The organism is Aerosakkonema funiforme FACHB-1375, assembly GCF_014696265.1.
GTDB classification, from domain to species: domain Bacteria; phylum Cyanobacteriota; class Cyanobacteriia; order Cyanobacteriales; family Aerosakkonemataceae; genus Aerosakkonema; species Aerosakkonema funiforme_A.
On record NZ_JACJPW010000148.1, the window covers coordinates 1 to 17,242 of the forward strand.

Here is a 17,242-nt window from a genome sequence, read left to right on the forward strand (position 1 = left end):
CGGAGACATTTATTTCGCACAAATTGAGCAGTCCTAATTGCTTCATCAATGGCTTGGTATTGAGTTGTTTTCCCTTGAGCTTTAAATTCTAAAACTATCATTTGACTCGGAAAACCTCTACGTCAATTAGTTTAACGCAATTCGAGTCTAAACAGAAATCGAGACGGCGACTAAAGTCGCTTATCGACTTATCCCCATGTCTAAAGCCAGGGGCTTGCGTCTCGCTTTTCGGTCAGAAACCCGGTTTTTTAGAAAAACCGGGTTTCTTAAACCCCTCAAAAATAGCTTGGCGGAGTCCTAGCGCATCATCTGATTTTGATACATTTGAGCCAGCTGTTGCTGTGAGAGGTTACCCATTCCCGGCACTTGCTGTCCCATTGCCTGAAGTTGAGCCAGCTGTTGCTGTGAGAGGTTACCCATTCCCGGCACTTGCTGTCCCATTGCCTGAAGTTGAGCTAGCTGTTGCGGTGAGACATTACCCATTCCCGGTACTTGGTGTCCCATTGCTTGCAGTTGAGCTAGCTGTTGCGGTGAGACATTACCCATTCCCGGTACTTGGTGTCCCATTGCTTGCAGTTGAGCTAGCTGTTGCGGTGATACCATTCCCATTGCCTGAAGTTGAGCTAGCTGTTGGGGTGAGGCGTTTGCGAGTGCCTGGAGTTGGGCGAGCTGTTGCTGCGATACCATTCCTCCTCCAGCAGATTGATTGGCAGATGCTGCCAGTTGATTGAGTATTTGAGTCATCTGAACCATCAAGGCATTCATCTGGGAAAGTATTTGAGCTAGCTGGACGATCGCTTGGTTAGATGCGGCACCAGGCACAAGCTGTCCGCCTTGTCCCCCCATACCAGCAGAACCACCGCGACCGCCTGCACCGCCGCCGCCTCCGAGCAATCCTCCTACTAAAGGCAATCCACCAGCTACACCGCCGAGTGAATTAGCGACGCCTCCTACTAGCGGCAACCCACCGGCTACACCGCCGACCGTACCGAGCAGATCTCCTACTAGGGGCAATCCGCCCCCACCACCACCGCCACCGACCAATCCGCCTACCAGGGGCAATCCACCAGCTACACCGCCCACCAGTCCGGTGACTGCGCCCAAAGGCCCGCCTTCTCCGCCGGTTAAGCCACCCACCAGTCCGGTGACTGCACCCAAAGGCCCACCATCTCCACCGGTTAAACCGCCCACCAGTCCGGTAACTGCACCTAGAGGCCCACCATCTCCACCGGCTAAGCCGCCCACCAGTCCGGTAACTGCGCCCAAAGGCCCACCGCCTTCTCCACCGGTTAAGCCACCCACCAGTCCGGTAACTCCTCCCAGAGCTCCCGTCGCCTGACCTAAAACACCTGTGACGGGAGATAACAATCCGCCTTGACCCTGAGAGCCTTGGGAACCTTGGTTGCCTCCTGATTGAGCATTACCTGAAGACAAAAGTCCGGATGTGAGGTTGGAAAGCATAGGTTTAAGAGTTTTGAGTTGTATATAGTCGATTACGTGTGCGCTATCGGCACTGTTTGAAGTTGTAATTGAGATTGTATGAGACCCTTTTTGAACAAATCCCAAGGGGATTTGACTTTGTTTGAGCTTGCCTCTTTCTGCCCCAGGCGTCTTGGCAATGGGTTGCCCATCCAGAAATAAGTTGTCTTCCCCAGAGCCGTAGCGATCGTAACAAAGAACCAACTGTCCTTCAGTATAGTCTTCTGACAGGACAAAGTGAATGTTGAGTTGGCTGGTGGAATTGGGAATGGTATTTACATTCGTCGGCACCAGGCACGAGGGTATGGTGGGGTGATTAACGGGGTCGGATTCTGTGCCGATCGTATAGTTATATACCAGCGTCCAGGCTCCTGTGGCCGCTGGCGTTCCGCCTTGACCGGGCTTACCGATTTGCCAGAGTACCGATTGCGGGTCAGGCGCGGAAGTGTCTGCGGTAGGTTGCTGGGCTGCGAGGGGTTGTTCGAGAGGGGACGATCGCGCCAGGGGGGTTTCAATAGTCGGATTTGACCAAGTAGGGTTGACGTTCGGTGCATTACCAACCCCCTGTCCGGACTGATTTGGGAAGGAAGAGTCTGTACCGGTCACTGTTGGTTGGGTTTGTATGTTTGGTTGTGCGGTTGGTTGTGCAGCAAAGTGACGGGTATTGCGATCGGCAGAAGTTGACTCTGGGTCGGTCTCGATAATTGGTTCTGCTTTAACTTCGATCGACTGCTGATTGGAAAGAGCCTGGATCTCGGTGGGGGTAAGCACTCGATCCCAAACGTGAACTTCTGCGATTTTGCCGCAGAAGAAGCAAGGACTTGTCCCCTGGCCGGTCGCACCAGCGCCGACGTAAGTAGGATTGCGATCGTTTGGCTGGTATTGCACATCCATCTGTCGCCCTACTTCCCGCCCGTTGACGTAGAATGCCATTGTGCGAGTCCTGCGATCGTACACTCCTGCTAGATGTGTCCAAACACCCTGTTTTATTTGCGGGCCGGTCAGTACTTTCCAGAATGCTTTTGGTTCCCCGTTTCCTACCCAGAACTGCCATTGCCGTGTCGGGGTCACGCAAAAAAGGTAGCCTTTGCGTCCTTCCAAAGGAGACCCTCCTACTGAGGCTAGTATAGATTGATACCCGCTGCCACCCTGAACCATTGCCCACATTTCTACTGTGAAACTGGCAGGGTTCAGTTCCGGAGCATAGGGCATATCTAATTTGTCATCGACTCCATCAAAGGTAGGAGCGTTGGGAAAATAGTCAATTGGAGGAGGCGTGTCCTGCATTTTTGTTTGGGAGTGCGCTGCCTGCTTTGCCGCACGGTTGGCCGGACGCTTTTTGGTCTCAAGGGGGTAGCTGAGAGAGACGCCTGCAACTGCAACCCTAACCTTTTCGACAAACAGCATCTGCTCTTCCCCTTACAGCACTGCAAATATGCGATCGCAGATCGCCTTTCATCAAATCCTACTTCCAGTCGATGCCATAATCAATATAAATTAGGTAATAGAGCAATAAAACGTAAAATTTTCAGATGAAAACCCACACTTAAATGTTCGATCGCAACTGCTACGCTCAAGCTAACTCATCAGTATTTAGTACTAAGTACTTTTGCTTATGTGAGAGCAGATAATATTTTTTCGATGCAGCTAGAGCATCGGTCAATTATTCGTTGTTTGCCGTCATCAACCTGGTTTTTATGGCTATAAATAACGAAATTATCGCGTCATAATCTAAAGAGGTTGGATTTCAGAAAATTGCTTAATGAACTGCGCTCTAGGGATACTCTCTCTTATACAGTCTTAGTAAGTTGATATTCATTTTTTCAATATTTGTAACTTTTAATACAGAGCGAAGTTTTAGTCATTCAGCCAGTTATCTATCCACAAATAGGAGTTTGACAGACTATGCAAAAAGAGATCCCGAACTACTTGCCTTATGTCCTCAAATTTGATGGGCAAGACGACCATATAGTATTGCCCGAAATGAAGATTGATTATTCACAGGGTTTTACAATCGAAGCTTGGGTATTTTACAACAGTTTCAAAAATGCGTCGCGAGTAATTGATTTCGGGAACGGGCCTAGTAAAAATAATATTGTATTTGGTTATATACTAAATGGCACGAATGCACTGGTATTAGACATCAAGAAAGGTTCCACATCCCAACAAATTGTAGCCGAGAAAGCTCTAGAAATTGGCGAATGGATGCACTTGGCGGCGACAGTTGATGCCTCCGGGAATGGGAAACTCTACAAGAATGGCCAAGAAATCCAAGCCGGAACAATTCAATTACCTCCAAACGTAAATCGAAGTATTAATTATATTGCCCGCAGTAACTGGGTGAACGATCCTTATTTTGATGGCAAAATAGCGGAAGTTCGCTTGTGGAAACGCGCCCGCACAGCAGAAGAACTGCAAAACGATCTGCATCGGCGTTTGGAGGGTAAAGTCGCAGGACTGGTGGGTTATTGGCCTTTAAATGAAGGCAAGGGCGATACAGTTAGTAAGACAGGCAAAATTAACGGAGCGACCTGGTATAACGAAATCTTTTTCCCAACTAAAGATCCGTTCTCCTACCCGCAAAACCTCCTTTCTTTTCGTTTGAATTCCATACAAATCCAAGATCCGTTTGAAAATAATCAGGAATTTACTATTTCTCTTTGGGTCAAACCTTCCGTCCTTAATGATGGAGGATGGCATGGATTGATCGGTTATGATAAAGATAAATATCGCAAACCTGGGTTGTGGTTAGCGCCAAATAATTCTGGGCTGCATTACGACTCTTACGATGAGGCAGGTAAGCGTTATAACGCGCCTTTAGAGAAATTCTTTGAAACTCAAGAGCGATGGGTACATATTACTTGGGTCAAACAGGGAACCGAGTACAAATTTTACCGTAATGGCGAACTGTTTGATACTAAGCCAGCACCAGAAACCGTTTATACCAAAAGTGATAGCAGCTATTGGATCGGAAAAGTCGATAATTTTTGGCAAGGTGAAATTGCGGAAGTTGCGGTCTGGAATTACGCTCGATCGCCAGTAGAAATCAAAGATGCCGTGTACGATCGCTTATTTGGAGTCGAACTGGGATTAGTCGGTTATTGGCCTTTGAATGAAGGCTCCGGCGATACAGCAAAAGATAAAACGGCGCGTGCCAATAACGGTATAATTAACCAAGCAACCTGGGGTCAGCAATACTTCCTCAAACCAGTCGATCGCATCCTGCGTACTCAACAGTATTTGAGCCTACCTTGCCTGAATTTTAATGGCAAGAATAGTTATGTGGAAGTCCCAGCCCATAGCAATCCAACTGACGCTGTTACAGTATCAGTCTGGGTAAAAAGCAACACGCCCAATTGGAACGAAAGTGGATGCTTAATCGAAAAACAAAATGCTTACAGTTTGCATCCCGAAGCTGGGGGAAAAACGCTCGTTTTTTCTATTTATTGCGGCGGTTGGAAATCTCTTAAGATTACACCGGAGATAGACATTACCCAGTGGAATCATTATGCAGGCACTTTTGATGGCAAATTAACTTGTTTATATATTAATGGAAAATTCGCTGGAAACATGGGCCAAGCTACTCAAAAAATTGATGCCAGTAATAGCGCTTTCTGTATAGGCAAAGATCTCAACTCTGCCAAATATTTCAATGGCACCGTTGCGGAAGTTCAAGTCTGGGATAGAGCGCTCAGCGAAAAAGAAATTCAAAAATATATGTCTGCCAATCCAGCCAATGAGCCGGGATTGCTGGGCTACTGGCCTTTACATGAAGGCGCTGGAGATACAGCAACAAACCTGGCGAAGAATGGCGAGACAGGCAAAATTACAAAAGCCACTTGGGAGCGCCAAGTATTTAACAAGCTTGCTCTCATTAGCAGGGACGATTTTACCGCAATAAAGAATGAAAAATTCATCAAAACAGCCCTTTACTTTGATGGGCAAAACGACCATATTGTATTGCCAGAAATGAATGTTGATTATGCACAGGGTTTTACAGTCGAAGCCTGGGTATATTACAACAGTTTCAAATCTTGGTCGCGCATTATCGATTTCTTTAACCTGCCAACTAACACAGATAAGATAGTGTTTGCAAATGTCGAATCGACAGATACTCTGGCTTTAGATATCAAACGCGGTAAAACCGAGCAAAGAATTACAGCCGACAAAGTGCTGGAAACAGGGAAATGGATGCACCTAGCTGCCACAGTCGATGCTTCCGGAAATGGGAAACTCTACAAAAACGGTCAAGAAATTAAATCGGGAAAAATGCACCTACCGGAAAGTCTGAATCGGACCCAGAACTATATCGGTAAAAGTCACGGTTCGGGAGATGGTTATTTTGACGGTCGGATAGCGGAAGTGCGCGTTTGGAACCGCGCCAGGAAAGCAGAAGAGTTGCAACAAGATATGAATCGCCGTTTGGCGGGTAACGAAACGGGACTGGTGGGTTATTGGCCTTTAAATGAAGGAAGTGAAAATCGCGTTTTTGATAAAACCAGTAATGGCAAACATGGTAGGATTGACGGAGCAATTTGGCCGCAAATTTCCGAATCGGATTATTTGCAATCTGTTTTGAGCGTGCATAAGCATAATTTTTATATAAGGTTAACAGATCCATTCCGGCGGAGTACCGCGCAAAACAATGAGGAATTTACGATCAGTTTCTGGGTCAACCCTTTAGTTCTCAATGATGGTAATTTTTACGGATTAATGGGTATTTATGTCAAACCTTCATTGTTTGTTGGGCCAAATAATAATGCTTTGTACTTCACTATTCCATCGGGCAACACGGAAAATACTGTCAAACCAAAAAAGATTTATGCTGAGTTTTTGAATAACTTTTTTGAAGCTCCAAATAAATGGGTTCATATCGCTTGGGTTAACCGGGGCAAGGAATTGAACTTTTACCGCAATGGCGAACTGTTTGCAACTAAACCTACTCCAGAAGATTTTCACAGGAGATCGATCGGCGCTGAATTTTATCTAGGAATAATACCTTTAGTTCTTGGGGCACAATCATGTCCAGAAACAAAAGTAACCAAGGACAATAAAAATTTCTTCGGTCAAATTAGCTATATGAGCTTCTGGGATCGTGCTTGCTCTCAGGAGGAAATTAAGGCCAATATGCACCGCCGTTTGGTGGGAAATGAAGCAGGATTGGTTGGTTATTGGCCTTTGGATGAAGGTGGCAATATAATCTACAACAGAGTTAACCCTGGCTATGGAATCGGACTGAGGGATTTTGCTTTAGATATTTGGGAGCGACAACTATTTTTTACCAATGAAGTTCTGGGTGAGCCTAAACCGCTGGAAGTGGCAGAGAAAATCTCTGAGGAAGAAAAGAAAACTTCGGAGATGCAACAGAAGATTGCGGAACTAGAAAAGCAGATTTCTGAGCAAAAACAGAAAATTACTGAACTAGAGAAGCAAAATTCTCAGCAAGCGCAGAAAGTAACTCAACTCGAACAGCAAAATTCTCAACAGGCGCAAAAAGTTACGGAACTCGAACAGCAAAATTCTCAGCAGGTGCAGAAAGTAACTCAACTCGAACAGCCGAATTCTCAGCAGTCGCAAAAAGTTACTGAACTCGAACAGCAGAATTCCGCGCAGACTAAGAAAGTTACTGAACTCGAACAACAGAATTCTCAGCAAGCGCAGAAAGTTACTGAACTCGAACAACAGAATTCTCAACAGGCGCAGAAAGTTACGGAACTCGAACAGCAGAATTCTCAGCAGGCGCAAAAAGTTACTGAACTCGAACAACAGAATTCTCAACAGGCGCAGAAAGTTACGGAACTCGAACAGCAGAATTCTCAGCAGGCGCAGAAAGTTACGGAACTCGAACAACAGAATTCTCAGCAGTCGCAAAAAGTTACGGAACTCGAACAGCAGAATTCTCAACAGGCGCAAAAAGTTACGGAACTCGAACAGCAAAATTCTCAGCAGGTGCAGAAAGTAACTCAACTCGAACAGCAGAATTCTCAGCAGTCGCAAAAAGTTACGGAACTCGAACAGCAGAATTCTCAGCAAGCACAGAAAATTTTGGAATTGGAGAATAAAAATTCGGCAATGGCACAAGAAAATTCTCAACTCAAACAAAAGAACTCGGAACAAAAGAAGAAAAATTCGGAATTGTCGAAGAAGATTGCCGAGCAGGAGCAGAAAAATTCTCAACTGGAAAAAGAAAATTCACAACTCAAACAGAACAACTCAGAGCAGGAGCAGAAAATTGCCGATCGCGACCAGAAAATTTCGGAACTGGAGCAAAAAATTGCTGAGTTAGAGAAGAAAAATTCTGGGCTAGAAGAGCAAGAGCAACTAGGGGTGACTCCTAAGAATGGGTGTCAAGAAGTGGAGAAACTGCAACCTATGGATTTGAAGAGCGAATCGTATTTTGGGGAAGAGGTTGCTATTAGTGGAGAATGGGCGATCGCAGGATCGCGCAAAGCTGATGGAGTGGGCGTTCAAGATGCTGGGATTGCTTATATTTTCCAATTGCAGGATCGGAAGTGGCAGCAAAAACAATTGCTACAGCCGATCGATTTGGGTGTCGGCGATCAATTTGGCTGCGCTGTGGCTATTCGCGGGGAGTGGGCGATTGTCGGCGCACACAAAGCCGATGCTTCCGGTATTCAAGATGCTGGATCTGCCTATGTTTTCCGATTGGAAAACGGGGTATGGCAGCAAAAACAGAAGCTGCAAGCAACTGGTTTAGGTGTCAATTCTAACTTCGGTAAGGGAATAGCCATCAGTGGAGAGTGGGCGATGATCGGCGCATCCCACAGTCAAGCTTTTGATGTTGCAAATGCAGGTGCTGCCTATGTTTTCCGATTGGAAAATGGGGTGTGGCGGCAAAAACAAAGGCTCCAACCAGTTGACTTAGGCATCAATCAATGCTTCGGTCATTCGATCGCCATCAGTGGAGAATATGCTTTTATTGGCGGAGGCGATCGCTACGCATCAGCAGGTATCAAACGTCCGGGAGGTGTTTATATTTACCGTCTGGAGAACAATGTGTGGCAACAAGTACAGAAACTGCCATCTCCACAACCAGATGATAACGATTTGTTTGGCTACTCTGTTGCTGTTAGTGGAAAATACGCTTTTGTGGGGGCAGTTAATACGATCGTCTCCCATATTTCCAGTGCGGGAACTGTCTATGCTTATCAATTGGAAAACGGAGTTTGGCAGCTAAAACAGAAACTGCAACCTAATAGCCCCGATTATTGCAGCTTTTTCGGTGCATCTGTATTTATGAGCGGCGAAGTTGCGATTGTTGGTTCAACCCGTGCCGATTCTATTAACTTTAAAGATACTGGTGCTGCCTATCTTTTCCACTTAGAAAATGGAGTTTGGCAGCAAAAACAAAAACTGCAACCTAGCGATTTGCATTACGAAAGCTACTTCGGTTTCTGTACTGCGATCGATCGGGAGTGGATTTTTGTAACTGCTTCGTGGGCAGATACGTCAAATTTCAGACGAGTTGGTGCTACCTACATTTTTCAAGTTCAATAGATATCTCCTCCAAAAGAATCTCTCTCGGCAGGCAGGATGCCTACCCCACAAGAATTTTTGGAGATTGACAAGTCATAACCGTTCAACCTCTTTATTGCAATCAAATAATGATTTATACCAGTAGAAAAGATTGCTTACAGATTTTTCGGCGTCAGTCTCCCGTAACGGTGTTGGGGCCATACAAACGGGCGGTAATTTGGGTACAGGGGTGCGAGTTTGCTTGTGCGGGCTGTATAGTTCCAGAATCCTGGGATGAAGCAGGTGGAGAAACGATCGTCCTGGAAGAATTGGCAGAATGGATTCTCGCGCAACCGGATATTGAGGGAATTACGCTTTCTGGTGGGGAACCGATGCGTCAAGCAGCAGCTTTGGTGAGTTTAATTGACACAGTTCGTCGGTCTAAAGATTTGGGTGTAATGTGCTACACGGGCTACCGTTGGGAACAACTGCAACAGCAGGGAACAGAGGCGCAGAAGTCTTTGCTCGATCGCATCGATTTGCTTGTTGATGGGACTTATATCGAATCAAAGCATGAGGACTTATTGTGGCGGGGGTCTAGCAATCAGCGATTGTTGTTGCTGAGCGATCGATACGAGCAAGTTTTAATGGCAGAATTGGCAATGGGCGATCGATCGGCTGGGATGCAATTCGCAGTCGATCTTACAGGCGCGTTCTACTTTACTGGCGTTCCTGCTAAAAAAGGCTTTCGAGAGGAGTTTGCCGCCCGAATGCAGCAACATGGCATTACCATATAAAAGTCAAAACAACTAAAATCTAAAATCCAAAATCCAAAATCTAAAATCTAAAATTCTTATGAGTGGCAGTCCCAAATTTTCAGAGGCAGAAATTGCTGAGTGGAAGCAAAAAATTTTAGCAGCAGAACGTCAGCGGCGAGCTGAAGCAGAAGCAAAACGAAGACAGGAAGCGGAAGAGCAAGAGCGACAGCGGCAATTGGAAATGTCTCGTTCCCAAACTCAAGTACGGGTAAATGTGTTGCTCTCTGATATGCAGTGGCAGTGGGCAAATCTTTATCCGCAAGAAGCAATAATATTGCAATCTCGCTGTCAGAATCAATTAGAGCCGATCGCGCAAGCAACGTCAGAAATCCAACTGCTATCGATATCAGAAGAATTGGTCAAAATCGAACAGGCATTCCAAGAGGCATTGCAACGCAAGCGGCGGGATGAGGAAGAAAAAAGACGACAAGCGGATATCGATCGACAGTTATTTGAACTGCAAGAATTAGAACGGCGAGTGGCGCAAACACCCGATGCGGAAGCGATGAAATTCGATCCGGCGGGTCGCCAACAGGTACGCAGCGTATTTCAAAAAGTGCGGGATGCGATCGCAACGGGCGACCCGGCGGCGGTGCGCCGACCTCTGACAGAAGCAACTGCTCTTGTTCAGAAGCACGTCCGTCAAATTGTTCACGGAAAAACAGACTCGCGACACCTACAAATACAGGCAAATCGGCAATTGTCAGAACTTCAGGTCATTTTGGCCGGTTTGAAGGCCGATCCGGTTGTGATGCGCTGGCAAGGGGGAGCGGTAAAAGAACTGGAAAATCAGATAAGTCTAGCTCAACAAGCGATCGCACAAGGTCAAATCAAAGAAGTAATCGCTTACTTAAGCGAAAGTCGTCGTCACTCGCAAACAATTATAGAGAACGCCAACACAGCTCAGATGCAGGCAGAACGACGCGATTACATTGCCGATAGCATTGCACAGACATTGCAGGCAATGGGTTTCAGCATTACCTTTCATCAACCGGAACATCCCAATCACCCCGCTAGCGCTACAATCCTGGGAGCCACTACCAATACCGGTAAAGGAATTAGCGTCAGCGTCCCCATCGCCGGACAGGTGTTTTACGATGTAGACGGCTATGCGAAGCAGAGCGTAGCTACAGTTGATGGCAATGCGGCTGCTGTGTGTGACGAAGCGGAACAGGTGCTGACGGAGATGCACGCTGCCTTAGAGAACAAATTTGGTGTCAAAATGGGTGAAGTTCTCTGGCAGGGGAAAGACCCCAATCGCATCCTCCGTCAAGCGGAACAGTTGCCGAGAGGAGAGCGATCGCGCCGTCGCAGTTTGTAACGATCGACTCAACAGCCTTTTTGCCAGAAAATAGATTTGAATGTACGATCGCGAGCAGTAAGTACGATGGTTAAATCAGCCCCGAAACTTATAACTGTCGATGAGTTCCTGACGGAGTATGGTAATAACCCTCGTTATGAGCTAATTGATGGGGAGTTAATTAATTTGGAACCGACTGGACCGCACGAACAAGTAGCAGCTTTTATTGGGCGAAAGCTAAATGTGGAGATTGACCGTCTCGATGCGACTTACTTTATCCCACACCGATGTCTCGTTAAACTGCTAGGAACGGCAACAGCTTTTCGTCCTGATGTAATTGTGTTGGATCGCACTCAATTAGTCAATGAACCGTTGTGGCAACAAGAACCTGTAATTGCTTTGGGAGCTTCCATTAAACTTGTCGTTGAAGTCGTCAGTACAAACTGGCAAAATGATTATGCCCGTAAGGCCGAGGATTATGCAGAGTTAGGCATACCTGAGTATTGGATCGTAGATTATCTTGGTATTGGTGGAAAAGAGTACATCGGTAAACCCAAACAGCCAACTATCACAATTTGTACTCTGGTTGAAGATGAGTATCAAAAACAATTGTTCCGAGCGGGCGATTTGCTTGTTTCCTCAATCTTTCCAGAGCTGCGATTGCCAACAGGCCAAGTCTTCGCAGCAGCACAGTAAGTAGTATAATACTGTTTTGCTGTATTATATTTTCAGAAGTTACCCACAGGAGAGCGATCGCGCCGTCGCAGTTTGTCAGAGCAGCCGTAGGGTGGGCAATGCCCACCGCAATGGCCGATCCCAAGTTGCACTAAAGTAAAGGAGACGAAGTGATGTCTCTCGCAGAACAATGGTACGCCCAGCAAATGCAACGTCATCAAGAATTTCGCCAACGTCAACAGTCGGTTGCTAGCTTTCTAGAGGAAACGCGATCGCATCAGCAGCGAGTTTGGCTGGAAGAGCGACAGAAGCGGGCCGCTTTTATGGCTGCTTTGCGGCATTCTGTTTGGGGAAAAACGCCCAGTCCTCAGAATGGCGATAAAGATGAAACTGGATCGGGTCAAACCAACAAACCTCAAGAAGTAAAGTGGGAAACTCTCTGGCAAATTGGCACTCCTGGAGTGCAGGAATTTCCCCAGACAGGCGGCGGAATTCAGATATTTAACTACGATGTGGAGAGAGACCCCAATTCGACCGCTCGCCCCCAAATGCCCGGTTGGATTGGCGTACCTGCAATTTTGCCATATGTCAGACCGCTGACAACCGCCCAACTTAATATCATTTTTACTGTCAAGCGCAATTATGCTTTTGGAGAATTGGTGTTATTGTACGATCGCTTTGGTTTAGAAGAGGATAACTTATTTATAAATGGGCAACTGTTGACGAAAGTTCCCGGTTCGCAACAAGGGCTGCTTAAGCAAAACCAAATTCCTATGGTTGGGCTCGCTCAAGGCAAACATATCCTATCAATTACAACATCAGGAGGACTTTATGGATGGCACGCCATTGACTGCATAAAGTTGCAAGGTAAAGTGTTGTAAATATTTCTTTAACTTACAAGCTGTATTAATTTCAGAGAAAACAAACAAACTGTTACGCAGTCGATCGCCGAACTTACAAAAAATACCCTAAAATATTTTTGAATAAAACACAGCCTTAAATCTAGGCTACATCAGGGTGGCATCTATATTACTCCTTTGGGGCGACTGACCGACATTGGCAAAGCCGCACTGGGTAATGGTTTCAAGCGAAAAGAATTCTGCAATGCCGAATACTTTTCTCTGAAACTGAATCTCAAAAGTTGGATAGGTGACCTGCACATTTAGAATGTGTGGTTCATCTGCATTTAGCTACGGTTCAATATTTCTAATCCCAATTTTGGGAGATCCGACCAAAATTATCAAAGGATAAGTTTGGTCTAATTACTGCTGATTAATTTATGTAAATTTTTAGTGAAATATGTAGATCGAACACTCATTTTTGGTATAAAACCTACTTCTGGGATACGGTGTTATATGTAGTTTGAAACAGGTATTCTATTAAACAAAGCCGTTACGTACATTGCTCTATCAATGGACACGCCCAGATCTGCACGAATTGCTAGCATTATTCAAAACCGCAAACCTTACGCTCATAAAATAGCGGTTGAGGAAGCGAAACTGAATTTTTACGAAGAAGTGCTGCGCGATCTAAAAAGCTACTGTGATGAGCTTGTAGAACAAATTGATGATCAAAGAGTATGCTCGGAATTGAAAGAATTTTCACAAATTAATATCCCAGATATTATCAGTGATATTCAATTGGAATTAAAAGCGCTTAGTAAGCTAAAAAATCGCTTTCTTCGGGATACCCTCAACATTGGGGTAGTGGGAAAAGCAAGAGAAGGCAAGAGTACTTTATTACGAAGTTTATCAGGACTTTCCGCAGAAGAAATACCAACTAGCGATCGCCAACACTGCACAGGAGTCAAGGTGATTATTCGCCACGATCCGAATGTGGAAACTTATGGTGAAGTCTGGTTTTACACAGAGCGCTCTTTTTTCGATGAAGTTATTGCATTGTATTATACAGAACTTTCTCTCAGTAAGCGCCCTTGTACGCTTGATGAATTTGCGGCAGCAGCTCCTCTTCCGGAATTACCACATCACCTGAAAAACATTTCGGAATTTGAGTCTAAACATAAAAAATTGCAAGAATACCACAAAAATATCAAGCAATATCGGCATTTCTTACGCTCTCCCTCACCCCGAACAATTTCGGCTGCGGAAATTAGGGAATACGTGGCACAGCATAACTTGGCTGGTAAGCCTATCTATAATTATGTAGCAGTCAGAGAAGCTAGAGTTACTTGTAATTTTCCTCAAGACGATGTTGGACAAATCGCGCTAGTCGATATGCCAGGTTTGGGGAATACCACTGTTGGAGACGAAGAAAGGTTAGTCAAAGCACTGGGCGAAGATGTTGATTTTGTCCTGTTCATGCGCCTACCAAATCCAACAGGTGCGTATTGGGATATCGATGACCATGTTGGGATATACGATAAAGTGCGTACTGCTTTGGTTGAGTTACCAATAGAAAAATGGTCTTTTATGGTTCTGAATCGGATAGTTTCTGAATTACCAGTCAATGACAACCTTAAAAACTGCGAATATCTCCAACGTACAATCGCTGATGTTCACATCAACGTAGTAGATTGCGCGATCGCCAATTGCCAAAATACCGAAGAGGTAAATGCAAAAATTCTCGATCCGATCCTTGACTACCTTACCAGTGAAATGACTTCACTGGATAAACAGTACGCCTCTGTTCGCCGGGATAGTATTAACCAACTCCGAAGTAAAATCAAGATTTTAGTGCAGAAAGCTAAAATAACTTTGGGGCAAGGAGAATCCCATGATGTTTGGTTCCCAGTATTCATCAATTTATTTAATGAGTTGTGGAATCAGCTTTCCGCGACACTCGAAAATTTGTTGGATACCCTTGCTGAGGAGCGCGATACTCCCAATTCTGACTTTAGCGAGCTAGTCAACGCTGTCATCGAAAGTTGCCAAAATAACCCCGGTATTCCATCAGAAGCGGAAATAGAACAGTTACGTGCTAGCTTAGGGGGTTATCAGGCTGTCTATACTATGTGTCTCAATGAAGTTCGGACTCACTTATCGCGGCAATTTCTTTCTCTAGATAAAGGGTTAAAAATATCTATTGAAAATGTCAAGTCTAAGGTGGCAGACGTGTTAGCAGAACAAGGACGCTTAGGAAAGCTAACGGGGACAGAAGTTCGAGGCGCAGAATTAATAGTGGCAATTGCGGATAGACTGCCAAAGCAAGAGAATAACGAATTGGGAAACGAAAAACTGCAAGACATTAAGCTGGGATTTCAAATACTGTCTGAATTTAATCTTTCTTACCGAGAAGTGATTCAGCACCGGATTAGGAAACAGCTAGACAAGCTAATGCCGGACAAAGCTCCTCAACTGTGCCAACCTTTCTCTGCCAAGCAAATATATAATTTTCTCAGTACACTTTATGATGAAGTGTTGTACGATTGCAAACAAGCTCTGAAGCAGTTACTTAATGAGCCCAGTCAAGCTTCTTATGCGATTGTAGAGGAGTTTGTAGATCGAGTATTGCGTGCCAAAGGGGTTAAAGATGGATGGCGGATTTTTCTGCAAGCAGAGCGAGCCATAATCTGGTCGTCTGAGTTTGAAGCATTGGGTGAAAATACTCGTCAGCGTCAGAAGTGGCTAGAGTTAGTCAAGCGTGTAGAAGAAGCGATCGCATCAGAGCCTGGATTTTGAAATATCATCTTAAAATAAGGAATGAAAAGGATATGAGTGCATCTCAACACAAAAACTTTTTCCAGTCCGCTAAAGAGCTGTTCCAAAAACCGATAGAAGGCCCCAGAAAAATTAAAATCACTGTGTTTGGCCCCAGGGGAGTCGGGAAAACCAGCTTGCTGACCGCTATGTCCGAGCAGTTCGACAGAACTACCCAAAAAACTGTGTTAATGCTGCGACCGGAGTTGAAAACTTCATTAATTATGCAGGATAAGAGAGCCGAGCTGAAAAGCTGTTTCGATAACCAAGATGAGCTGGAGGCAAGAGGAGGGATTAAGGGTACTACAGAAACTCAAGATTTTGAGTTCAGCCTTGTCAAGGCAGGTATGGACGCATCGGTAAAACTTTTTTTTAAAGATTTTCCAGGCAAGGATTTAATCTCCGATATAGAATCCGTCACAAACCTTCTTGATGAGTGCGGGATTGTGCTAATTGCTATTGATGCACCTGCTCTCATGGAAGAAGACGGACGATGGCACGATCTAATTAACAAGCCGAATCTAGTAACCGATTACTTTAAAACGGCTTACCAAAATTTAAAAGAGCCACGGCTGGTGATCTTCGTTCCGCTCAAATGCGAAAAGTATATGCGGCAATATCCGGCCAATTTACTAAATCGGGTTCACGAGGGATATAGTTCTCTGATTGAGTTTTTCGATAAGCCGAATTTACGTTACCATGTGGTGGCAGTTGTGACACCTATCCAAACATTAGGAAATGTAGAATTTTCCAGAATAAAAGTTCAAAACCTCAACGGACACCCATATCCACAGTTTTATTTTCGGAAAACTAATACGGCCACTTATGCGCCCAGAGACTGCGAACAACCGCTGCGATATTTATTGCGATTTTTGCTCAAAATTCACCTAGAACAGCGTTTTGTAATTTGGAAATATCTCCGCAAAGCGCTGGGAGATATTTTTGAAGATATTGCTTTTAAGGAAGCAGCTATTGAATTTGCCAAAAATTGCAAAACAACAGGTGGTTTTGCAATTTTGCAAGACGAAGAAGGATGGTTAAATATGAGTAGATGCGGGAGGAGATGATGCAAATATATGTCCAAAGTTGTGGAGCATCTCCAAACCATGACTATATTTGGCTGCGCGATGATAACCAACAGATTAAACCTCCTTTACTTGATTGTGTGGATAGCTTAAGGCAAAAAAATTATCCTTCAATTGTTATAGCCAAATACAGAGAAGAATTAATATTACTTATTTTTGGCCTAGCAACAAGGCGAGGCGTTGATTTTCAGGGTCGGGAAATATTTAATTCTGTAGTCTGGATCGGTAAAAGTCCTGATGAAGCATTTTTGCGGATGCTTGCTGCTTGCGCCTTGCGAAAAGATCGAGGTTTTTTAGATGTAATCGATCGCGCTGTTATCCCTTGCGACGATCTCCCAGGTTTCAAAGTTGCATGGCAGCAAATAAAAGCACTGAGTAACAGAGGAAAAGCAGGCGATCGACTGCCAGATAAAACTAGAAAAATCGGTAAAAATTCCCAAAGCCTTAGATACCAATTAGCAGAAGAACTGGATCTATACCGTTTGCCCGATCGACAAGGAGCTATCGTAGTTGTGACAGGAATTGTAGAGGGTGAAACTCTCAAAAAAGCAGGGATCTGGCGTTCTCTATCCCGTCTTGTAGATGCAGAAAATTGGCAGAAAGTAACTGAAAATAAGGATTTATTTATAAATTTATCATCGGCAATTAAGTAGTCGGACAAAAGTAATCGACACTGTATGAACTTTTGTTAAGGCACTTGCAGGAGTGCGATCGCTACCCACGGATAGTACAAATGTATTGTAAAAATTGACA

10 protein-coding genes and 1 pseudogene are annotated in these 17,242 nt (G+C 44.9%); 8 read left to right on the plus strand and 3 right to left on the minus strand.

Going from position 1 to position 17,242, the window contains the following annotated elements; all coding sequences use genetic code 11:
* Both H6G03_RS38460 and H6G03_RS39070 read right to left on the minus strand, forming a co-directional pair.
* Positions 1-101 (minus strand): annotated as a pseudogene (locus H6G03_RS38460) (transposase); the annotation flags it as partial.
* Positions 102-297: 196 nt separating this feature from the next.
* On the minus strand, positions 298-2,886 hold the full coding sequence (locus H6G03_RS39070) for a LamG-like jellyroll fold domain-containing protein (protein ID WP_190474606.1): 2,589 nt from the start codon (positions 2,884-2,886) through the stop codon (positions 298-300).
* Between the two features lie 498 nt (positions 2,887-3,384).
* On the opposite strand from H6G03_RS39070, the gene H6G03_RS33585 reads away from it, so the two are divergent.
* The 5 genes from H6G03_RS33585 (at position 3,385) to H6G03_RS33605 (ending at position 12,629) form a co-directional block, all read left to right on the plus strand.
* Positions 3,385-8,997, plus strand: coding sequence for a LamG-like jellyroll fold domain-containing protein (locus H6G03_RS33585; RefSeq protein ID WP_190474608.1), 5,613 nt, complete (start codon positions 3,385-3,387; stop codon positions 8,995-8,997).
* A 107-nt stretch (positions 8,998-9,104) separates the two neighbouring features.
* Positions 9,105-9,752: a 4Fe-4S single cluster domain-containing protein gene (locus H6G03_RS33590; protein WP_190474610.1), complete on the plus strand. Its 648-nt coding sequence runs from the start codon at positions 9,105-9,107 to the stop codon at positions 9,750-9,752.
* Positions 9,753-9,810: 58 nt separating this feature from the next.
* Positions 9,811-11,094 carry a hypothetical protein gene (locus H6G03_RS33595; RefSeq protein WP_190474612.1) on the plus strand — a complete coding sequence of 428 codons (1,284 nt, stop codon included), beginning with the start codon at positions 9,811-9,813 and terminating at the stop codon, positions 11,092-11,094.
* A 66-nt stretch (positions 11,095-11,160) separates the two neighbouring features.
* Positions 11,161-11,769, plus strand: coding sequence for a Uma2 family endonuclease (locus tag H6G03_RS33600; protein WP_190474614.1), 609 nt, complete (start codon positions 11,161-11,163; stop codon positions 11,767-11,769).
* Between the two features lie 152 nt (positions 11,770-11,921).
* Positions 11,922-12,629 carry a hypothetical protein gene (locus tag H6G03_RS33605; RefSeq protein ID WP_190474616.1) on the plus strand — a complete coding sequence of 236 codons (708 nt, stop codon included), beginning with the start codon at positions 11,922-11,924 and terminating at the stop codon, positions 12,627-12,629.
* 126 nt (positions 12,630-12,755) lie between these two features.
* Here H6G03_RS33605 and H6G03_RS33610 read toward each other — a convergent pair whose 3' ends face one another.
* The gene (locus H6G03_RS33610) at positions 12,756-12,908 is read right to left on the minus strand and encodes a hypothetical protein (RefSeq protein ID WP_190474619.1); all 153 of its coding nucleotides are present in this window, start codon (positions 12,906-12,908) and stop codon (positions 12,756-12,758) included.
* A 252-nt stretch (positions 12,909-13,160) separates the two neighbouring features.
* Here H6G03_RS33610 and H6G03_RS33615 point away from each other — a divergent pair, with 252 nt between their 5' ends.
* The 3 genes from H6G03_RS33615 to H6G03_RS33625 are packed head-to-tail and all read left to right on the plus strand — an operon-like array spanning position 13,161 to position 17,142.
* The gene (locus H6G03_RS33615; RefSeq protein WP_190474621.1) at positions 13,161-15,386 is read left to right on the plus strand and encodes a dynamin family protein; all 2,226 of its coding nucleotides are present in this window, start codon (positions 13,161-13,163) and stop codon (positions 15,384-15,386) included.
* Positions 15,387-15,418: 32 nt separating this feature from the next.
* Positions 15,419-16,471 (plus strand): AAA family ATPase, encoded by a 1,053-nt coding sequence (locus tag H6G03_RS33620; RefSeq protein WP_242057010.1) that lies wholly within the window; start codon positions 15,419-15,421, stop codon positions 16,469-16,471.
* Positions 16,468-17,142: an SH3 domain-containing protein gene (locus H6G03_RS33625; protein ID WP_190474623.1), complete on the plus strand. Its 675-nt coding sequence runs from the start codon at positions 16,468-16,470 to the stop codon at positions 17,140-17,142. The genes H6G03_RS33620 and H6G03_RS33625 overlap by 4 nt, the downstream gene beginning before the upstream one ends.
* The last annotated feature ends 100 nt before the right edge of the window (positions 17,143-17,242 follow it).